Annotated in this window: 12 protein-coding genes and 1 pseudogene; 2 read left to right on the top strand and 11 right to left on the bottom strand. The window is 66.5% G+C overall.

Annotation, left to right across the window (positions count from 1 at the left end):
- Positions 1-394: 394 nt before the first annotated feature.
- The 3 genes and pseudogenes from AC1DZV_RS15585 to AC1DZV_RS15575 form a co-directional block, all read right to left on the bottom strand.
- Positions 395-4,107: pseudogene (locus AC1DZV_RS15585) on the bottom strand (1,4-alpha-glucan branching enzyme).
- Position 4,108: 1 nt separating this feature from the next.
- Entirely contained in the window at positions 4,109-5,905 is a 1,797-nt protein-coding gene (gene treS / locus AC1DZV_RS15580; protein ID WP_476949775.1) for a maltose alpha-D-glucosyltransferase, read from the bottom strand.
- Between the two features lie 5 nt (positions 5,906-5,910).
- Positions 5,911-7,983: an alpha-1,4-glucan--maltose-1-phosphate maltosyltransferase gene (locus AC1DZV_RS15575; protein WP_476949776.1), complete on the bottom strand. Its 2,073-nt coding sequence runs from the start codon at positions 7,981-7,983 to the stop codon at positions 5,911-5,913.
- A 151-nt stretch (positions 7,984-8,134) separates the two neighbouring features.
- On the opposite strand from AC1DZV_RS15575, the gene glgP reads away from it, so the two are divergent.
- Positions 8,135-10,753 (top strand): alpha-glucan family phosphorylase, encoded by a 2,619-nt coding sequence (gene glgP / locus AC1DZV_RS15570; protein WP_476949777.1) that lies wholly within the window; start codon positions 8,135-8,137, stop codon positions 10,751-10,753.
- A gap of 44 nt (positions 10,754-10,797) precedes the next feature.
- On the opposite strand, the gene AC1DZV_RS15565 is transcribed toward glgP, so the two are convergent.
- Together AC1DZV_RS15565 and glgX are read right to left on the bottom strand one after the other, a co-directional pair.
- Positions 10,798-11,154 carry a barstar family protein gene (locus tag AC1DZV_RS15565; RefSeq protein WP_079552073.1) on the bottom strand — a complete coding sequence of 119 codons (357 nt, stop codon included), beginning with the start codon at positions 11,152-11,154 and terminating at the stop codon, positions 10,798-10,800.
- 22 nt (positions 11,155-11,176) lie between these two features.
- Entirely contained in the window at positions 11,177-13,291 is a 2,115-nt protein-coding gene (gene glgX / locus AC1DZV_RS15560) for a glycogen debranching protein GlgX (protein ID WP_476949778.1), read from the bottom strand.
- Positions 13,292-13,406: 115 nt separating this feature from the next.
- On the opposite strand from glgX, the gene AC1DZV_RS15555 reads away from it, so the two are divergent.
- Positions 13,407-14,210, top strand: coding sequence for a carbon-nitrogen hydrolase family protein (locus AC1DZV_RS15555; RefSeq protein ID WP_476949779.1), 804 nt, complete (start codon positions 13,407-13,409; stop codon positions 14,208-14,210).
- A gap of 321 nt (positions 14,211-14,531) precedes the next feature.
- On the opposite strand, the gene rlmB is transcribed toward AC1DZV_RS15555, so the two are convergent.
- From rlmB to AC1DZV_RS15525, 6 genes are all read right to left on the bottom strand, one after another.
- On the bottom strand, positions 14,532-15,533 hold the full coding sequence (rlmB, locus tag AC1DZV_RS15550; protein WP_476949780.1) for a 23S rRNA (guanosine(2251)-2'-O)-methyltransferase RlmB: 1,002 nt from the start codon (positions 15,531-15,533) through the stop codon (positions 14,532-14,534).
- Between the two features lie 134 nt (positions 15,534-15,667).
- Positions 15,668-17,116 (bottom strand): cysteine--tRNA ligase, encoded by a 1,449-nt coding sequence (gene cysS, locus AC1DZV_RS15545; protein ID WP_476949781.1) that lies wholly within the window; start codon positions 17,114-17,116, stop codon positions 15,668-15,670.
- Positions 17,117-17,232: 116 nt separating this feature from the next.
- Entirely contained in the window at positions 17,233-17,592 is a 360-nt protein-coding gene (locus tag AC1DZV_RS15540) for a hypothetical protein (protein WP_079552067.1), read from the bottom strand.
- Between the two features lie 148 nt (positions 17,593-17,740).
- Entirely contained in the window at positions 17,741-18,259 is a 519-nt protein-coding gene (ispF, locus tag AC1DZV_RS15535) for a 2-C-methyl-D-erythritol 2,4-cyclodiphosphate synthase (protein ID WP_476949782.1), read from the bottom strand.
- Positions 18,256-19,122 (bottom strand): IspD/TarI family cytidylyltransferase, encoded by an 867-nt coding sequence (locus AC1DZV_RS15530; protein WP_476949783.1) that lies wholly within the window; start codon positions 19,120-19,122, stop codon positions 18,256-18,258. The genes ispF and AC1DZV_RS15530 overlap by 4 nt, the downstream gene beginning before the upstream one ends.
- Before the next feature lie 196 nt (positions 19,123-19,318).
- Complete coding sequence (locus tag AC1DZV_RS15525) at positions 19,319-19,801, bottom strand: CarD family transcriptional regulator (RefSeq protein ID WP_026266570.1); 483 nt, start codon at positions 19,799-19,801, stop codon at positions 19,319-19,321.
- Positions 19,802-19,959 lie beyond the last annotated feature (158 nt).

Below are 19,959 nucleotides of genomic sequence, written 5' to 3'. Positions count from 1 at the left end.
GGCCCGGCAAATTCAACCAATTCAATACAATAAATTGGTATCAACAAACTTGGCACACTATTGAGTTCTCAAACAACAGACACACCCGGCACCACCACAACCAACAATCAGTCAAGGATCGCTCCGGAGCAACTTTTCAAACTTACCCGGCCGCTTCACCCTAGTCAAATCGGCGATCCAGACTCATTCTTGCCATAGGCTTCTGGGTCTTGGTGGCCGTTCAACTCCGGGGAGCAGCGCGGAAATAAACTCTACCACCACTTGGACCGGCTGACAAAGCGGCACAGAAGACGGTGCAGAAAAGCCCGGAATCACGGGGATTCCGGGCCTCTCGCAAACACTTCCCTACGCGCGCCAGACCTGCTGCCCGGGCGCTGCGCCTAGCTCCTAGCGCCTAGCCCAGCGGCTTGAAGTACGCGGCCCCTAGCGGAGGCAGGGTGACGGTGAGCATGGCCGGTTGTCCGTCCAGACCGTCCTTCGTCGCGGTCAGGGTTCCAGTGTTCTCCACCCCGGAACCGCCATAGCTGGCGGCGTCGGTGTTGAGCACTTCCTGCCACTCGCCGGCGGTCGGGACGCCGAGTAGGTAGTCCGTGTGCGGGCCGCCGGAGAAGTTCACGGCGCAGACCAGCGGGTTGCCGTCGGCGTCGCGGCGGATGAACGTCAGCACATTGCGGTCCGAGTCTCCCCCGTTGATCCACTGGAACCCTTCGGGCTGGTTGTCCCGCTCGTACAGCGCCGGCGTGGAACGGTAGAGCTCGTTGAGGTCCTTGGTCAGGAGCTGCATGCCGTTGTGTGCCGGGATGTCCGCGAGCCACCAGTCCAGGCCGTACTGCTCCGACCACTCCGCTTCCTGGCCGAATTCGGTGCCCATGAAGATCAGCTGCTTGCCCGGGTGGGCCCACTGATATCCCAGGAATGCGCGCAGGTTTGCCAACTGCTGCCACCGGTCACCGGGCATCTTGCGCAGCATGGAGCCCTTGCCGTGCACAACTTCATCGTGGCTGATGGGCAGCAGGAAGTTTTCCGTGAAGGCGTAGACCATCGAGAACGTGATGGTGCCGTGGTGCCACCGGCGGTTGTACGGGTCCTCGGCCATGTATTTGAGCGAGTCGTGCATCCAACCCATGTTCCATTTGAGGCCGAAGCCCAGTCCGCCGCCGCTCGTGGGTGCCGTGACGCCCGGGAATGCGGTGGATTCCTCGGCAATCATGACCGCGCCGGGGTGGGTTTTGTAGACCGTGGCGTTGACCTCCTGGAGGAAGGAGATCGCTTCCAGGTTTTCGCGGCCGCCGAAACGGTTTGGCTGCCACTGACCCTCTTCCCGGGAGTAGTCGAGGTAGAGCATCGAGGCAACGGCGTCCACGCGGAGCCCGTCGATGTGGAACTCATCGAGCCAGTACAGGGCGTTGGCCACCAGGAAGTTGCGCACCTCCCTGCGGCCAAAGTCGAAGATCAGCGTTCCCCAGTCCGGGTGCTCGCCCAGGTTCGGATCGGCGTGCTCGTATAGCGCTTCGCCGTCGAACCGGGCCAGGGCCCACTCGTCCTTGGGGAAGTGCGCCGGGACCCAGTCGAGGAGGACGCCGATGCCGGCTTGGTGGAGTTCGTCAACGAGGTGGCGGAATTCGTCCGGGTGCCCGAAGCGCGAGGTCGGCGCGAAGTACGAGGTGACCTGGTAGCCCCACGAGCCGCCGAAGGGGTGCTCGGCCACGGGCATGAACTCCACGTGGGTGAAGCCGAGCCATTTGACGTATTCCACGAGTTCCTTGGCCAGTTCGCGGTAGCCCAGCCCCACCTTCCAGGAACCGAGGTGGACCTCGTAGACGCTCATGGCCGAGTTGTGCGGATCGCGGGCGGCGCGGGCCTGCATCCACTCGGCATCCTTGAAGACGTAAGAGGGCTCCACCACCCGGGATGCCGTCAGCGGCGGGACCTCGGTGCCGAAGGCCAGCGGGTCCGCTTTTTCCACCCAGTATCCGTGCCGGGTCCTGAGTTCAAATTTGTAGCACGCCCCTGCTACAACCCCGGGAATGAAGACCTCCCACACACCGGTGGAACCGAGGGAGCGCATGGAGTGTTCGCGGCCGTCCCAGCCGTTGAAGTCACCCTTGACTCGCACTGCCTGGGCGTTCGGGGCCCAGACGGCGAAGGACACGCCGTCGACGTCGCCAAGCGAGGACTTGTAGTGCTGCACATGCGCGCCGAGGACATCCCACAGACGCTCGTGCCGGCCCTCACCGATCAGGTGCAGGTCCACTTCGCCGACGGTCGGCAGGTAACGGTAGGGGTCGTCCATGACCTGCGGCTCGTGGTCCTTGTAGGTCACCTCGAGCCGGTAATCCGGCACATGGCCGCGCTCGAGCGGCTCCATCACGGCCACCCATACGCCGCTCGATTCGTGCGTCATAGGCGTCGAACCTGCCGACGTCACGACCGAGACCGCTTCCGCCAAGTGCTTGACCGTCCGGATGGTGACATGGCCATGGTCATCGAGGTGGGCGCCGAGGACCGAGTGGGGCGCGTGGTGTTCGCCGCTGGAGACCCTCGCAAGGGTCTCGCCATCCACGGGCAGTGGCGTGCCGGGCCGATCGATACGTGCTGATCCTGTCATTTTTATACCTTCCGCTGCGGCTTCGGCGGCGACGCCGGAACCTGTACTGCCGAGGAGACGACGCGATGCGTTCACCGGGATGGAGAGCCAGTCCGGCCTGTTCCTTAGTTCGTAGATGACTTCGTAGAGGGCCTTGTCGAGCCAGAGCGCCACAAAGAGCGGCGAGTCGCGGTCGATGCTGCCGGGAATGACGTCGGCGTAGCCGGCCAGGAACGCCTCAGCGCAGTCATCCACCCAGGTCCCGGGCACCACGGCTCCGGGGTTTTCGCGGACGGCGGCGCCGGCGGCGTAGTCGAAGGACCGCAGCATGCCGACAACGTCGCGAAGAGCGACGTCCGGGAAGTTGCGCTCGGAGATGGGGCGCAGGGGCTCGCCCTCGAAGTCGAGGATGGCCCAGCGCGGTGGGGCCCCCGGCTCGCCCGGGACCATGCTGCCGGGCACCTGCAGGATCTGCCCGAGATGGAGGTCGCCGTGGATACGCTGGAGCGGGCCAGCGCTGGTACCCTCGAGCCGGCCGAGGAGACGGTCCAGGGCTTCTTCGTATGGCCCGACGGCCTGGCCGGCCTGGGCCCAGGACTGACGGACGCGCTCGGCCACTCCCGGCGCGATGTCCTGCCCCGGCGCAGATTCGGCGGCTGTGCCCAGGGCCTCGGCGAGCCTGCGGTGTACGGTGGCTGTCGCCGCGCCCAGCGCGTGGGCTTCGGCAGCGAACCCGATCCCCCGGCTGGCCGCGTCCACGGCGAGCCGCCACGCATCGAGTCCGCCGGCGAGGAATTCGTGCGCCACAGCAAGCTCGCCGGAGGCGGGACGGACAGTGGCAGGACGGTGGGCACCTGATGGCTCCGCCCCGGCTGCGGCCGCCGGCACCTCCCACTCTCCGGCCACCCAGCCAAGGGTTGCCGGGACCTCCGCGCTGTGCCCCGCAGTCAGCGCCGCACCGATTTCAACCTCGGGATTCTGGCCCTCGGACAGCACTCGGAAGAACTTCACGATGGCGACTGTGCCGCCGTCCTCGTCGTCGACGATAACCGAGCTGTTCGATTGCTCGCCCGCCAGGACCTTGACCTTGCCTGTTGCGAACGGAAGGCTGTAGCCGGACTCCACCAGGTGGCCGGTGGCGTCGTTGCGCCGTGCCGCATGAGCTCCAGCCAGGCGGCGACGAAGGAGGCGTCGTGGACGCCGTCGTACACCCACTGGTGGGCGGCATCAGCGCGGGTGCCGGGAAGTTCGCCGATCAGCGCGCGTTCTGCCCCCGGAAGGGGTTCTGGCCGGAAACTGAGCGGCACCTGGACGACGTCGGTGCGGCTGCCGCCGGGCGTGGGGTAGGACACCGCGACCAGCAACACCTCGAACGTGGCCCCGCCGGCGCCGGCCTCCAGGCGCAGGCCGCCCGCCGGTTCGAAGGTGAACTCGGCGGTCTTGACAGGGAACCATCGCTGGCGCGGCAGCCAGGCGCCAAGCAGTCCGCTCAAGGCCGGGGCAAGGGCTGTTCGCGTCATCTCAACCCTCGATGGACAGTACGGGCATCGCCTGTGTGAACGGGGATGCCGGGTTGGAGGCGGCGGAACGGATCCGCAACCAGAAGAAATCGTGGCTGCCCAGGGTCAGCGTCAGGGTTCCGTCCTCGCCGATGCCCGGGAACGCCTGGCCGCCGAAGACGTCCCGGAGGCCCCTTCCGGCGAAGCCGGGCACGCGCAGTTTCGTCGCCACGGGGTGCTGGGAGAGGTTGAAGGCGCACAGGATGGTCTCGGCGTCCGCGCCGGCAGCGTTGCCTTCGGGGAGTTCACGCAGATAGGCCAGGACGACGTCGTGGTCAGCCTCCACGTGCTTGAACCCGCCGAGTCCGAAGGCGGGGTGGTTCTTGCGGACGCTCAGGATCTGCCTGGTCCAGCGCAACAGGGACCCCGAATGGGCGGCCTCGGCCTCCACGTTCGCCATGCTGTAGTTGTAGACCAGCGACTGGATCACCGGCAGGTACAGCTTGCCGGGGTCGGCGTGGGAGAACCCGGCGTTCCGGTCCGGGTTCCATTGCATCGGGGTGCGGACCGCGTCACGGTCCTCGAGCCAGATGTTGTCCCCCATGCCGATCTCGTCCCCGTAGTACAGGAACGGGCTGCCGGGCAGGGACAGCAGCAGGGCGTTGATGAGCTCGATCTCGGAGCGGGAGTTATCCAGCAGCGGGGCCAGCCGGCGCCGGATGCCGATGTTGGCGCGCATGCGTGGATCCGGCGCGTACCAGCCGAGCATCGCGGCGCGTTCGTCTGAAGTGACCATTTCCAGCGTCAGTTCGTCGTGGTTGCGCAGGAACGTGCCCCACTGGGCGCCTTCGGGAATGTCCGGCGTGTCCTTCATCGTCTCGATGATGGGGGCCGCCTTCTGGTCCCGCAGCGCGTAGTACAGCCGCGGCATGATCGGGAAGTGGAACGCCATGTGGCATTCCGGTTCCTCTTCGGTGCCGAAGTACTCCACCACTTCGGCGGGCGGCTGGTTGGCCTCGGCAATGATCACGCGGCCCGGGTAGCTTTCATCGACCATCCGGCGGAGCTGGCGGAGGAATTCGTGGGTCTGCGGCAGGTTCTCGCAGTTAGTGCCCTCCTCCTCGAACAGGTACGGGATGGCGTCGGCCCGGAAGCCGTCGATGCCCTGGTCCAGCCAGAACCGCACGACGTCGAAGAGCGCGTCAATGACCTTGGGGTTCTCGAAGTTCAGGTCGGGCTGGTGGCTGAAGAACCGGTGCCAGAAGAACTGCCGGCGGATGGGATCGAAGGTCCAGTTGGATTCCTCCGTGTCCACGAAGATAATGCGGGCGTCTTCGTACTTCTCGTCTGTGTCGCTCCAGACGTAGAAGTCGCCGAACGGACCGTCGGGGTCTTTCCGCGACTCCTGGAACCACGGGTGCTGGTCGGAGGTGTGGTTCAGCGGAAGGTCGATGATGACCCGGACGCCCCGGGCATGGGCCTCGGCCACGAGCCGTTTGAAGTCGCTGATGGTGCCGAACTCGTCCAGCACGGAGTTGTAGTCCGAGATGTCGTAGCCGCCGTCGCGCAGCGGTGACTGGAAGAACGGCGGGAGCCACAGGCAGTCCACCCCGAGCCACTGCAGGTAGTCCAGTTTCTCGATCAGGCCGTGGAAGTCGCCCGAGCCGTCTCCGTTGCCGTCGGCGAAGCCCCGCACGAGCACCTCGTAAAAGACCGCCTTGCGGTACCAGAGGGGATCGTGCTGGAGGCCCGGGGCATTCAATTCAAAGCTCCCCCTCGGGCTGAAGTGCTGGCTCGGGTTCTGCGGGCTAAAACTCACTGGCACTACCTCCGGATGCTAAGAATGTGAACGGGCTCGGCGTGCGGGTCCAGGCGGACGTAGTTGTACTCCCCCCATTCCCAACTCTCGCCGGTCAGCAGGTCATCAACCATGAAACGGCCGTTGTGCGTGAAGTTCTCCGGGTCCAGTTCCAGCGCCGGCAGGTCCAGGGACACCGTGCTCTCCCGGGTGCCGTGCGGGTCCACGTTGACGACGATGATCAGGGTGTCCTTGGTCCCGTCCGCGAGGGTCTTGTGCTTGGAGTACACCACGGTGGAGCTGTCCGAGCTCTGGTGCACCGTCAGGTTCTGCAGATCCCCCAAGGCCGGGTGTGCGCGCCGGATCCCGTTGAGCCGGGTCAGGTATGGGGCCAGGGTGCGCCCCGATTCTGCCGCCGTGTCCCAGTCGCGGGCCTTGTACTCAAACTTCTCGTTGTCGATGTACTCCTCGGCGCCGGGACGGGCCACGTGTTCGTAGAGCTCAAAGCCGGCGTACACGCCCCAGATGGGGCTTGCCGTCGCGGCCAGGGCGGCACGGATCTTGAAGGCCGCCGGGCCGCCGAACTGCAGGTACTCGGTGAGGATGTCCGGGGTGTTGACGAAAAAGTTCGGCCGGAAGTAGGCCGCCGACTCGTGGCTGACCTCCTGGAAGTATGTCTCCAGTTCTTCCTTGGTGTTCCGCCAGGTGAAGTAGGTGTAGGACTGCTGGAAGCCGGCCCGGCCAAGCGCGTGCATCATGGCCGGGCGGGTGAACGCCTCGGCGAGGAAGACGACGTCGGGGTGCTTCTTATTGACCTTGCCGATCAGCCATTCCCAGAACCAGACGGGTTTGGTATGCGGATTGTCCACCCGGAACACTTTGACGCCGTGGCTGACCCAGAGCATCACAATCCTTAGAATTTCGTTGGACAGCCCTGCGGGGTCGTTGTCGAAATTCAGCGGGAAAATGTCCTGGTATTTCTTTGGCGGATTCTCCGCGTAGGCAATAGTGCCGTCGACGCGCGTGGTGAACCATTCCGGGTGGCTTTGCACCCACGGGTGGTCCGGCGCGGCCTGCAGGGCAAGGTCCAGGGCCACCTCGAGTCCCAACTCACCGGCCCGCGCTACGAAGGCGTCGAAGTCCTCGAAGGTGCCCAGATCCGGGTGGATGGCGTCGTGGCCGCCCTCGTGGGATCCGATGGCCCACGGCGAACCGGGATCGTGCGGTCCGGCGATCAGGGTGTTGTTCGGCCCCTTGCGGTGCTGGACGCCGATCGGGTGGATCGGCGGCATGTAGATGATGTCAAAGCCCATGGCGGCGACGGCGTCGAGGCGTTGCGCAGCCGTGCGGAAGTTGCCGGAGGTCCATTCACCCGTGTCGTGGTTGCGCACGGCACCTTCGGAGCGGGGGAAGAATTCGTACCAGGCGCCGGCTCCGGCAAGCTTTCGCTCCACCAGCAGCGGGTAAGGCTCGGAAACCGTCACAAGTTCGCGGATGGGCTGGCGTTCGACGACGGCGGCGACGTCGGCGCCGAAGCCGGCGGCGAGGCGTTCCTCGGGTGTCCGGGACGTGTCTGAGAGGACGACGACGGCCATCCGCAGCGTTCTGCGGTCACCGGAGGGGCGGGAGGCGTCTTCGGAGGCTTCGGCCAGCAGGGCGGCACCTTCGGACAGCATGAGCTCGACGTCGATGCCGGCCTCCACCTTGACCTCGGCGTTGTGGTGCCATGTGCCGTAGCGGTCGTGCCAGGCCTCGATGACGAAGGACCAGTTGCCAGTGGCGGGCGGGGTCAGGAGGCCTTCCCAGCGGTCCGTGCCCATTCCGCGGGGTCCGCGCGGCGGGGCGAGACGGACCCGCTGCCGCTCTTTGCCGCGGGGGTCGAGCAGGACCGCGCTGACCCCGAGCTGGTCGTGTCCCTCCCGGAACGCGGTGGCTCCCACGACAATGGTTTGGCCCTCGACGGCTTTGGCGGGAAACTTTCCGCCCTCCACCGAAGGTTGCACGGCGGTGATCGGAAAGCGGCCAAATCGAAGGCCATCCGTGATCAGGGCCTTGGGCTTTTGCTTGGACACGGCGCTGGTTCGCGAGTTATTCGTCACAGCCTCGACGTTATCTACAAAACGGCCAGAATGCTAAGGCCTCGAACGTTTTCCGGAGGTTTCCGGTTCTGGTCGGAGTGATATCCGTCATTTACGGGAAAGAATCTTAAAGCAGTTCCGGGGCACCGACTTGTCCGTTAGTGTTTCGCAGGTGAAGGCAATCCGCAGATTTACCGTCCGAACCGTACTCCCGGAGTCGATCCGGCCGCTGGCCCGGCTCGCCACCAATCTCCGGTGGTCCTGGCACCGGCCCACCCGGGAGCTTTTCGAGGGGCTCAACCCCGGGATCTGGGCGGAGAGCGCCCACGACCCCGTGACTTTTCTGGGCCTGGTGAGCCGGGAAGAGCTGCAGCGCCTCGCCGCGGACCAGGACGTGGTGCGGCGCGTCCACGCCGCGGCCGATGACCTCGACCGGTACCTGGAACAGCCGCGCTGGTACCAGAGCCTGGGCGACGGCGCGCCGGCATGCATCGCCTACTTCTCGCCGGAGTTCGGCATCACCGAGGTCCTGCCCCAGTACTCCGGCGGCCTTGGCATCCTGGCCGGGGACCACCTGAAAGCGGCCTCGGACCTTGGCGTGCCGCTGATCGGCGTCGGCCTCCTGTACCAGGCCGGCTACTTTAAGCAGTCGCTCTCCCGGGACGCCTGGCAGCAGGAAACGTACCCGGTCCTCGACCCCGACGGGCTGCCCCTGACGCTCCTGCGCGAGGCCTCCCCGGACGGCAACGGCAAACCGGTCCAGATCTCCCTGCCGCTTCCCCAGGGCCGGCGCCTGCTGGCGCACGTGTGGCGGGCCGACGTCGGACGTGTGCCGCTGCTGCTGCTGGATTCCAACGTTCCGGGCAACGACGAGGCCGCCCGCGGCATCACCGACCGCCTGTACGGCGGCGGCGGAGACCACCGGCTGCAGCAGGAGCTGCTGCTGGGCATGGGCGGGGTCAAGGCGCTGCGGGAGTTCCAGCGGCTCACGGGCGTCCCCGCGCCGGAGGTCTTCCACACCAACGAGGGCCACGCCGGGTTCCTCGGCGTCGAGCGGATCCAGGAATTGATGTCCGGCGCGGCGCCGCTGAGCTGGGAGGAGGCCCTGGCCGCCGGGCGCGCGTCCACGGTGTTCACCACCCACACGCCGGTGCCGGCGGGAATCGACCGCTTCGAAATCTCCCAGATTCAGCACTTCTTCGAAGCCGGCCTCGCCCCGGACGTCCCGGTGGCCAAGATCCTGGACCTGGGCCGCGAGGACTTCGCCGACGGCAACCCGTTCGTGTTCAACATGGCCGTGATGGGGCTGCGGCTGGCCCAGCGGGCCAACGGTGTGGCCAAACTGCACGGCGTGGTCTCGCGCGGGATGTTCTCCGCCCTCTGGCCGGGCTTCGATCACTCCGAAATCCCCATCACCTCCGTCACCAACGGCGTGCACGTCCCCACCTGGGTGGACCCCCGCATCGCCGCGCTGGCGCGGGACCAGTTCGGTGCCGAGGCGGAGGCGCAGGGCCGGTGGGACCTGGCCTACAACGTCACCGACGAGGACCTCTGGGCGTTGCGGCGCGAGATGCGGGTGTCCCTGGTGGAGGATGTCCGGCGCCGGCTCCGGGCCGCGTGGAAGAAGCGCGGCGCGGCCGACGCCGAGCTGGCGTGGACGGACTCCGTCCTGGATCCGGACGTCCTGACCATCGGCTTTGCCCGCCGCGTGCCGACCTACAAGCGGCTGACCCTGATGCTGCGCGACCCGGAACGGCTTAAGGCGCTGCTGCTGCACAAGACGCACCCCATTCAGCTGGTCATCGCCGGGAAGTCCCACCCGGCGGACGACGCCGGCAAGAAGATGATCCAGGACCTCGTCCGGTTCACCGACGACCCCGCCGTGCGGCACCGGATCGCGTTCCTGCCCAACTACGACATCGCCATGGCCCGGACCCTGTTCCCCGGCTGCGATGTGTGGCTGAACAACCCGCTGCGCCCGCTGGAGGCCTGCGGTACCTCCGGCATGAAGGCTGCCCTGAACGGTTCGCTGAACCTCTCGGTCATGGACGGCTGGTGGGATGAGATGTACGACGGCGAGAACGGCTGGGCGATCCCGACCGCCAACAACGACGCCTCCCCGGAGGAACGCGACGACATCGAGGCGGCGGCACTGTACGAGTTGCTCGAAAAGCAGGTGGCGCCGCGGTTCTACGGGCTGACCGTGTCCGACGCCGCGGGCGCTGCCGGACCGTCCCAGCCCGGCCTGCAGGCCGTTCCTACGCACTGGGTTTCGATGATCAAGCACACCATGTCCCACCTGGGCCCGGCGGTTTCCGCGGAACGGATGCTCCGGGACTACGTCAACGTCCTGTACCGGCCCGCCGCGATCGCAGGGCGCCATGCCGTGGCGGACAACTACGCCCAGGCCAAGGCCCTGGCGGCATGGAGCTCACGGGTCCGGGCCGCATGGCCGCACATCCAGGTTGAACACGTCGACTCGGTGGGGGTCTCCGAGGACCCGCAGATCGGCGATCTGCTGCAGGTAAATGCGTACGTGGCGCTGCGTGAGCTTTCACCGGACGACGTCTATGTTGAGGTGGCCTACGGCCGGGCAGAGGACACCGATGAGCTGACGGACATCACGGTCGCGGAGCTCAAGGCCGCCGAAGACCTCGGCAAGGGCCGGCACCTCTTCAGCGGCACGCTGGTGATTGACCGTTCGGGGTCCTTCGGCTACACCGTGCGTGTGCTCCCCAAGAACGACGGCCTGGCCTCAAAAGCGGAGCTGGGCCTGATCGTCAACGCCTGACTGTCACCGCGGCCTGACCGTCACCGCGTGGCGTGCTAGCTCTTTTAGAGGCAGACGGCGATGACGTCCAGGCTCTTGCCGGCGTAGCCTTCGGCGTCCTGCAGCGTTTCGCAGATGACGCCGAAGGAGCGGTCCGCGCGGAGCGCGGCGGGCACCTGCCAGATGAACGTGACGGGCGCCTCGCCGTCGTCCGTCACGGCATCCGCGACGTCGTGCAGCGAATCGTGCAGGGCATCCAGGTCCGTGCCGTAGTCCTCCGGGACGTCCAGGAGCTCGCCGAACGTGTCCAGGACCGCCTGCTTGGTGTCGGCGGCGGGGACCACCAGGGCGCGCCGGCCGGCGTCGCCGATTTGCGCCGTGAGTTCTTCGATGGTCCAGGTCTCTGCCGAGTAAATCTTCATGGGGGCCTTAATTTCGAATTGTTTAGGTGCGGTAGATATTGATCGTGTTGGCTTGGACGAGGTCGCGCTCACCGGAGGCGACGCGGGCCCCCTGACGCCGGTCATGGAGTTCGGACGTCGTCACGCGGAGTTCGAAGAGCCGGTGCCCGGTGCCGTCCTCATTGCTCAGCCGAGGCAAGGTGACCTTGACGTCGTCGGCGCCGCCGTTGACCACCACGAGGCCGTCGACGTGCCCGTCGTCGGATCCGAGCAGGAGCTGGATCACACGGTGGCCGGGGTCATGCCACGTGTCGGCGGACATAGGCTGGCCGTCCACATCGAACCAGTGGAAGTAGGACTGGTTGTCACGCGCCGGGTAATCATGCGGCTGGCTGGCCAGAAACTCCTTGCGCAGCCGGATGACGCGCTTGGTGGTGCGCAGCATCGCATGGGATTCCGTGGTGCTGGTCCAGTCGATCCAGGTCAGTGCATTGTCCTGGCAGTAGGCGTTGTTGTTCCCCTGCTGGGTCCGGCAGATCTCGTCCCCGGCGGTGATCATGGGTACGCCCTGGGAAATCATTAGGCAGGCCATCAGGTTCCGCCTGCTTTGGGCGCGCCGGGCGAGGATGTCGCCGTCTTCAGTGGGGCCCTCGAAGCCGTGGTTGTAGCTGCGGTTATCGCCGTGGCCGTCCCGGTTCTGCTCGCCGTTGGCCTCGTTGTGCTTGCGGTCGTAGGCCGTCAGGTCGGCCAGGGTGAAGCCATCGTGGGCCGTGATCAGGTTCAGCGAGGCAAGCCGGGACCGGCCCGAGGACTCGAACAGCCGGGCGGAACCGGAGAGGGCGTCCGCGAGGCGGGCCACCGGGCCGCCGCTGCCACCGCCGTCGATCGCGGCGCGGTCGGCGAGCCAGAAGCTGCGGACGGCGTCGCGGAAATGATCGTTCCAGTCCACCCACCCGGCGGGAAACCGGCCGGTCTGCCAGCCGCCGTAGCCCACGTCCCAGGGTTCGGAAATCAGCTTGACGCCGGACAGGACCGGATCGGCTCCGACGGCGACGAGGAAGGGGTGCCGCGGATCGAATTCGTTGGAGCTGTTGCGGCACAGCGTGACGGCGAGGTCGAAGCGGAACCCGTCGATGTGGAACTCGCTCACCCAGTAGCGCAGGGAATCCAGCACCAGCTGCACCACGCGGGGTTCGCCAAAGTTCAGGCTGTTGCCGCAGCCCGTGGTGTCCACGTACCTGCCGTGGCCGTCGTTGCGGTAGTACTGCATCTCGCCCAGGCCGCGGAAGCTCAGGGTGGGACCGTCCGTGCCGCCCTCGGCGGTGTGGTTGTACACGACGTCGAGGATGACTTCGAGCCCGGCGGCATGCAGCAGCTTGACCATGCCCTTGAACTCGTCCTGGACCGCGTGGGCGCCGGCGGCCTGGGCGGCCTCGGTGGCGTAGCCGGGATGCGGGGCGAAGAACGCCGCCGTGTTGTAGCCCCAGTAGTTCGTCAGCCCGAGCTGCTGCAGGTGCGGCTCGTCCACGTGGAAATGCACGGGCAGGAGCTGGACGGCCGTGACGCCCAGCGAGATCAGGTGCTCGATCATGGCCGGGTGGGCCATCCCGGCGTACGTCCCCTGCAGGTCCTCCGGAATATCCGGGTGCAGCTTCGTCTGGCCGCGGACGTGGGCCTCGTAAACGATCGTGTTGCGCCACGGGACCCGCGGGCTGCGGTCCAGACCCCAGTCAAAGTCGTTACCGACCCGGACGCTGGTGATCAGCTCATCGCGTTCGTCGACGGCCCGGCCGTAGGGGTCCATCAGCAGCGGCTGCTCGCCGGCGGCATCGAAATCCGTGGCGGGCATGGACAGCGGGAGGGCCTCGTGTTCCGGGGAGGACCGGAAGCCATAGCGCGAGCCGGCGGGAATGCCCTCAACAATTCCGTGGTGGACGCCGTCGGTGACGTTGGGCAGGGTCTTCACCTGCCAGGTTCCCCCGGGCGCCTGATATTCGATCTCCAGCGTGGTTACGCCGGGCGCGTAGACGGCCACGTTGGCGAACGCGCCCCGGGGATCGTCCACTGCCGGCGACCCGGTATGTGGAACGCTGATCCCCAGCGGAAACGCCCGCGAAGCGTCTACGGTGGAAGCGGTATCTATGTAAGACATAACCATTGCTTAAAGCTTAGCCGGGCCAGACAAATGGCCCCCGTTTTCGTTTTCATGACGTTTTGCAGTGTACGGACCGCCGCACTGCATACTGTAATGGAGCGCCGAGTTGGAGGTAATTGTGCGCGTTGCACTAGCCCAAATCATTACCGGCCGTGACGTGGCCGCAAACCTGGACCTCGTGGACGCCTACGCGCGCCAGGCCAAGGCCGGCGGCGCGGACCTCGTGGTGTTCCCGGAAGCAACCATGCGGGCCTTCGGCAATTCGCTCCTCGATATCGCCGAGCCGCTGGACGGCCCGTGGGCATCCCGCGTCCGTGACCTCGCCGCAGAGCTCGGCCTGGTGATCGTCGCCGGCATGTTCACTCCCGGCACCGCCGGCAACGGCGCCAAGGTGCGCAACACCCTGCTGGTCACCGGGCGCGGCCTCGAGGCCAGCTACGACAAAATCCATCTGTTCGATGCCTTCGGTTTCGCCGAGTCGGACACGGTTGACGCCGGCACCGCCCCCGTCACCTTCGAGCTCGACGGCGTGACGTTCGGCCTCGCCACGTGCTACGACGTCCGATTCCCGGACCTGTTCACGGAAAACGCGGACCTCGGCGCCGACGTCAACATTGTGTGCGCCTCCTGGGGCTCGGGCCCCGGCAAGGCCGAGCAGTGGAAGCTCCTGGCCCGCGCCCGCGCCCTGGACTCCACCACCCTGATCCTCGCCTGCGGCCAGGGCGACCCCGCCAGCGTGGGTCACCCGGCCAAGGGTTCCGCCCCCACCGGCGTCGGGCACTCCGTGGTGGTCTCCCCCATGGGCGACGTCCTCGAAGAGCTCGACGGCGCCCCCGGACTGCTGTTCGCCGACCTGGACACCGCCGTCGTCCAGGAAGCCCGCACCAAACTCCCGGTCCTGGCCAACCGCCACAAGTTCTAAGTCACTATCGGCCAAGTTCCCTCACTTTTGGCACGTTAAGGCACGTTAAACGGAAACGCTCCACCACGTTTCGCACGTTTAACCGAAGCGCTCCCCCACAAGAAGTGAGGGAGCGCTTAGCCGTTTACCGCGAAAGGTGAGGGAGCGTTTGACGTTTTACGACCAAAGGTGAGGGAGCGTCGGAGACGGGACCGGAGTTTTGCTAAGGAGCGCATCGCCGACCAGAGACGGTGAAGGCCGCCCGCGGCCGAAAGCGTCGACGGGAGGTGTCTAAGCGACGGCAAAACTTCGGTTCCGGCGAAGCCGGCCCCGAACGCAGGACTACTTTGCGGCGCGCTGGCGGGAGATTTCGTAGAGGGAGATGCCGACGGCCATGGAGGCGTTGAGGGATTCCATGGCGGAGTCGATCGGGATGGAGACGATCTGGTCGCAGTTTTCGCGGACCAGGCGGCTCAGGCCCTTGCCCTCGGACCCGACGACGATGCACACCGGTTCGGTGGCCAGAGTGAGCTCGGGCAGCGAGACGTCGCCGTCGCCGTCGAGACCCAGGACGTAGATCCCCATGTTCTTGAACGCCTTGAGCGTGTTGTTCAGGTTGGCCGCGCGGGCGACGGGGACGCGGACGGCTGCACCGGCGCTGGTCTTCCAGGCCGAGGCGGTGACGCCCACGGAGCGGCGCTCCGGGACGACGACGCCGTGGCCGCTGAAAGCCGAGACGGAGCGGATGATCGCGCCGAGGTTTCGGGGATCGGTGATGCCGTCGAGTGCGACGAAGAGCGGGGCGTTGGCTACGTGGCCCTTCTTCCAGGCCTCGAGGGTTTCTTCGGCGAGCTCGTACGCGTCCTGGTATTCGTACGGCGGGATCTGCAGCACGAGGCCCTGGTGGATGGCGTCGTCGGTCATCCGGTCGAGCTCGGGCTTGCCGGTTTCCATCAGCGGGATGCCGCGTTCGGCGGCCAGCTTCAGGGATTCCTTGACGCGGTCGTCCATTTCGATGCGGACGGCGACGTGCAGGGCCTTGGCCGGGATGCCGGCGCGCAGGGCTTCGACCACCGAGTTGCGCCCGGTGACGACCTCTTCGGTGGCGCGGCCCTTGGGACCGGAGCGGCCGGTGCGGGCGGCGGCGCTGGTAGTGCGGCTTCCGCTGGCGCGCTTGGCCTCGGAGCGTTCGGCGAGCTGCTTGTTCTTGTATGCCTTGTGGTAGGGGCGGTCCTCCGCCTTCGGCGTGGGGCCCTTGCCCTCAAGTGCCTTGCGGCCGTGACCGCCGGTACCGACGGAGGGGCCCTTCTTCAATTTGACCGAGCGGCGACCGTTGTTGGCCATGAGTTTCACCCTTTAAATACGCGATTCGTTGATAAGTCTGACCTCCAGTCTACTGACTCGAGTAAAATCCACGATTTCGGGGTGGCCCGGAAGGTACGACGGCGGCCCCCTTCACCGGCTGCCGGCAACGGGGCTCAGCCGCGCTTCAGGCTCCAGCTCGCCCCGTCCGGGCCGTCCTCGACGACGACGCCGGCAGCCGCCAGGGTGTCCCGGATCGCGTCCGAAGCGGCCCAGTCCTTGGCGGCCCGGGCGTGGGCGCGCGCCTCCAGCTGAGCCTCGACCAGGACGCCAAGGGCGGTGTTGGCTTGCTCGTCGGCCGCCGGCGTTGCGGTGGCGTTGAGGCCGAGGACGTCCAGCATGGCGGTGACGCCGGCCAGCGCCTGACCCGCGGCGTCGAGGTCGCCGTCGGTGAGAGCCGTGTTGCCGGCCCGGACGGTCTCGTGGAGCACCGCCAGTGCCTGCGGGACGTTGAGGTCATCGTCCATGGCCACCCCAAAAGCTTCCGGAACAGAACCAGCGGACGCGTCCGGTCCCGGGTCGGGCAGGACCCTGCTTGCGCGGCTGAGGAAGCCGTCAATCCGTTCGACGGCGGCAGCGGCTTCCTGCAGGGACGTCGGCTGGTAGTCCAGGACCGAGCGGTACTGCGCCTGCCCGAGGTAGTACCGGACAACGCGCGGCGGAGCGATCTCGAGCATTTCCGTCGGGCTGACGGTGTTGCCGATGGACTTGGACATTTTCTCGCCGGCGTAGGTGACCATCCCGTTGTGCATCCAGAAGTTGGCGAAGCCGTGGCCTGCCGCCTGTGACTGCGCCATTTCGTTTTCGTGGTGCGGGAAGCGCAGGTCCAGGCCGCCGCCGTGGATGTCGAACTCGGTGCCGAGGTATTTGGTGACCATCGCGGAGCATTCGAGGTGCCAGCCCGGGCGGCCGGCGCCCCACGGGGAAGACCAGCTCGCCGTCGTCGGCTCACCGTCCTTGTAGCCTTTCCACAGCGCGAAGTCGCGGGGGTCCTTCTTGCCGCGGGGGTCCGCGTCCGGGGCGCCTTGCATGTCGTCGAGTTTCTGCCGCGTCAGCGAGCCGTACTTGGACCAGGAACGCACGTCGAAGTAGACGTCGCCGGAGTCGTCCAGGGCCGGGTAGGCGTGGCCGCGGTCGATCAGCTGCTGGATGAGGGCGTGCATTTCCGGGATGTGGCCGGTAGCGCGGGGCTCATAGGTGGGGCGGGAGACGCCCAGGGTGTCATAGGCCTTGAGGAATTCCTGCTCGTAGCGGTAGGCCAGGGCCCACCATTCCTCGTTGCGGAGGGCTCCGGGCTCGTCGTCAAAGTCGGCGCCGAAGGAGGCGGCCGACTTGGCAAGGATCTTGTCGTCGATGTCGGTGACGTTGCGGACTGCCGTCACCCGGAAACCGCGGTACTGCAACCAGCGGGTTAGCTGGTCGAACGCGATGGCCGAGCGGATGTGGCCGACGTGTGGCATGCCCTGGACGGTGGCTCCGCAGTAGTACAGGCTCACCTTGCCAGGTACCAGGGGGACGAAGTCGCGGACTTCGGCGGATGCAGTGTCGTAAAAGCGCAGGGTCACCGCTCCAGATTAGCCGATGGGGTTCCGGGGCCCTGACCCGCGGCTTTGCCGGCACGGCGCAGACCGGCACGGCGCAGGCCGGCAGGCCAGCCGCCGGAGACGGCCGGTGCAGTGGCCTACTTGCAGTATTGGCCGATCTTGTTGATCTGCTCCGTGAGCTGGGCCGTCTGTTGATCCGTCTTGGTTCCCGTAGGGCTCGCCGCAACCTGCTTCATGATCTCGGCCATCTGCTGGATCGGGGCGCCCACCTCCGGCGCTACCTTGTCCGCAACCTCCTGGTAGTGCTGGCCAATCTGCCCTGCCTGCTCCTTCGCGCTCCCGGAGGGCACGAAGGTGTCGGTGTTGAGGAACTTACAGCTTTCCTCGACACTGAGCTTCGGAGTGGCGCTGGGCGTTTGGGGCGTTGTCGTGGAGGCGGCACAGCCGCTCAGCATGGTCCCTGCCACGAGTACGACGGCGGTCAGCAGCTTCTTCACGGCAGGTCTCCTGGCAGTTCGGAACGGGTGTCTCGCTTGGGTCTTCCCTCAAGCGTAGGGGACCGGGGCCCGCGGTGCTTAACCAGCGGCGCCCAACCTGCGGTGCTTAACCAGCGGCGCCCAACCGGCGGTGATTAGCCTGCGGTGCTTAGCCTGCCGGATACACGAGCGCTGTTGCCACGGCTGAGATCCCCTCGCCGCGGCCGGTGAACCCGAGCCCGTCGCTCGTGGTGGCCGTGACGCTCACCGGCGCCGCGGCAGCGGCGCTGAGGACCTGCTGGGATTCCTCCCGCCGCGGGCCGAACTTTGGCCGGTTCGCCACGAACTGAACGGCGATGTTGCCGATTTCGAATCCGTGGGCGCGAACAATCCGGGCGGCCTCGGCCAGCAGGGTCACGCCGGATGCTCCGGCATATTCGGGCCGGTCCGTACCGAAGTGCGTGCCCAGATCCCCGATCCCGCAGGCCGAGAAAAGTGCGTCGGCGGCGGCATGGGCCACGGGGTCGCCGTCTGAGTGGCCGGACAGACCCCGCTCTCCCTCCCAGAAGAGGCCGCCGAGCCACAGCGGCTGCGGCTCGTCCTCGGCGGCAAAGGCATGGACATCGATGCCGATCCCGGTCCGGGGAATGACCGGGGGAATGACTGGCGGGTTGGTGGACATGCTCATCCCTCCACCCAGCGCAAGCCCAGGGGTCCTTCGAGAAGGCCTTCTGCCAGGATCAGGTCCAGGGGCGTGGTGATCTTCAGGGACTGGCTGGCGCCGCGTACCGCGTGGACAGGGACCCCGATGAGCTCCACAAGCATCGCGTCGTCCGTGACGAGGGCGGCCTGGACGGCGTCGAACCCGGAGGCAGCTTCGTGGGCGCGCTTGAGGGTGCTCAGGGCGAATCCCTGCGGTGTCTGCACGGCGCGGAGCGACTCCCGGGGCGCCGTCCCGGTGACCAGCTCGGGGGCCACCGCGGCGCCGTCGCCGGTGGTCGGTTCAACGGTCTTGACGGTGTCGACGACCGGTATCACGGGAATGACGGCCGAGGCGCCGGCGCCGAGCGCCGCTGCCACGCGGTGAAAGACGGCTTCAGGCGTCAGTGCCCGGGCGGCGTCATGGACCAGCACTGATTCCGTATCGGGCAGGAGGGCCGCCATCGCGGCGCGGACGGAATCGGCGCGGTTCGCACCGCCGTCGACGACCGTCACAAGGGGAACCCCGACGCCGTTGCCCGACGCTGCTCCGGCTTGCCCCGACGCCGCGCCGGAGTGTCCGGCCGCAAGCTCCTGCGTGAAGGCCTCGCACAGCGCCCGCAACTCAGTGTCGCCCGGGGGGAGCGCAATGCAGATCTGCTGTGCGATCCCGGCAGCCGCCACACCGCGAAGGGCGTGGGTGAGGATGGTGTCCCCGCCGAGAGGCACTTTTGCTTTCGGCATGCCGTAGCCCAGGCGCTGGCCGGAGCCGGCGGCTACAACTATGACCGCCGTGGCGGGACCGGGCTGTGACGTATTCGCCTGTGACGTATTCGTCGGTGCAGTATCCATGGGCACAAGACTACGTCCCCGCGCCTCGGACCATCCCGTTGCCCTGGTTGTGGCTGCCCTGGAGCGCTCAAAGGGACCTCAACTGATAGCGCAACGGAGGGGGCGGCCGCTGAAAAGGGCAAAAAGAAGCCCCGGCGGCTGACGCCACCGGGGTTCGATTCTTAATCTGCGCCGGCCCTGTTGGGCCGGCCTTGTGCTAGGAAGCCAGGACCTCGTCGAGAACGCTTGCAGCCTTCTCTTCATCAGTCTTCTCAGCCAGTGCCAGTTCCGAAATCAGGATCTGACGGGCCTTGGCCAGCATGCGCTTCTCTCCCGCGGAGAGACCCCGGTCGTGATCACGGCGCCAGAGGTCACGGACGACCTCGGCTACCTTGATGACGTCACCGGAAGCAAGCTTTTCCAGGTTTGCCTTGTAGCGACGCGACCAGTTGGTGGGTTCTTCAGTGAACTCGGCCCGCAGCACATCGAACACGTGCTCCAAGCCTTCCTTGCCCACTACGTCCCGAACCCCTACCAGGTCAACGTTTTCTGCTGGAACTTCAATGGTCAGATCACCCTGAGCCACCTTGAGCTTGAGATACATCTTCTCTTCGCCCTTGACGGTGCGCATCTTGATTTCTTCAATTTTGGCTGCACCGTGGTGAGGGTAAACTACTGTCTCGCCGACCTCAAAAACCATGTGGACATTCCCCTTTCCCGCAGACCAGTTTATCACGATTAAGGCATACAACTGGCATCAAAAGGTGCCTGGAACCGCATGAATCCGGGGAAAATGGCCTCAATCCGCCCCCTCAAACCCCTTGACGAATGCGGATAATAGTGCCTGCGGCCCTAACT

Source organism: Arthrobacter sp. P1_D12 (assembly GCF_056406175.1).
The sequence above is the reverse complement of the archived record's forward strand: the minus strand, read 5'-3'. Positions and strand labels throughout refer to the sequence as shown.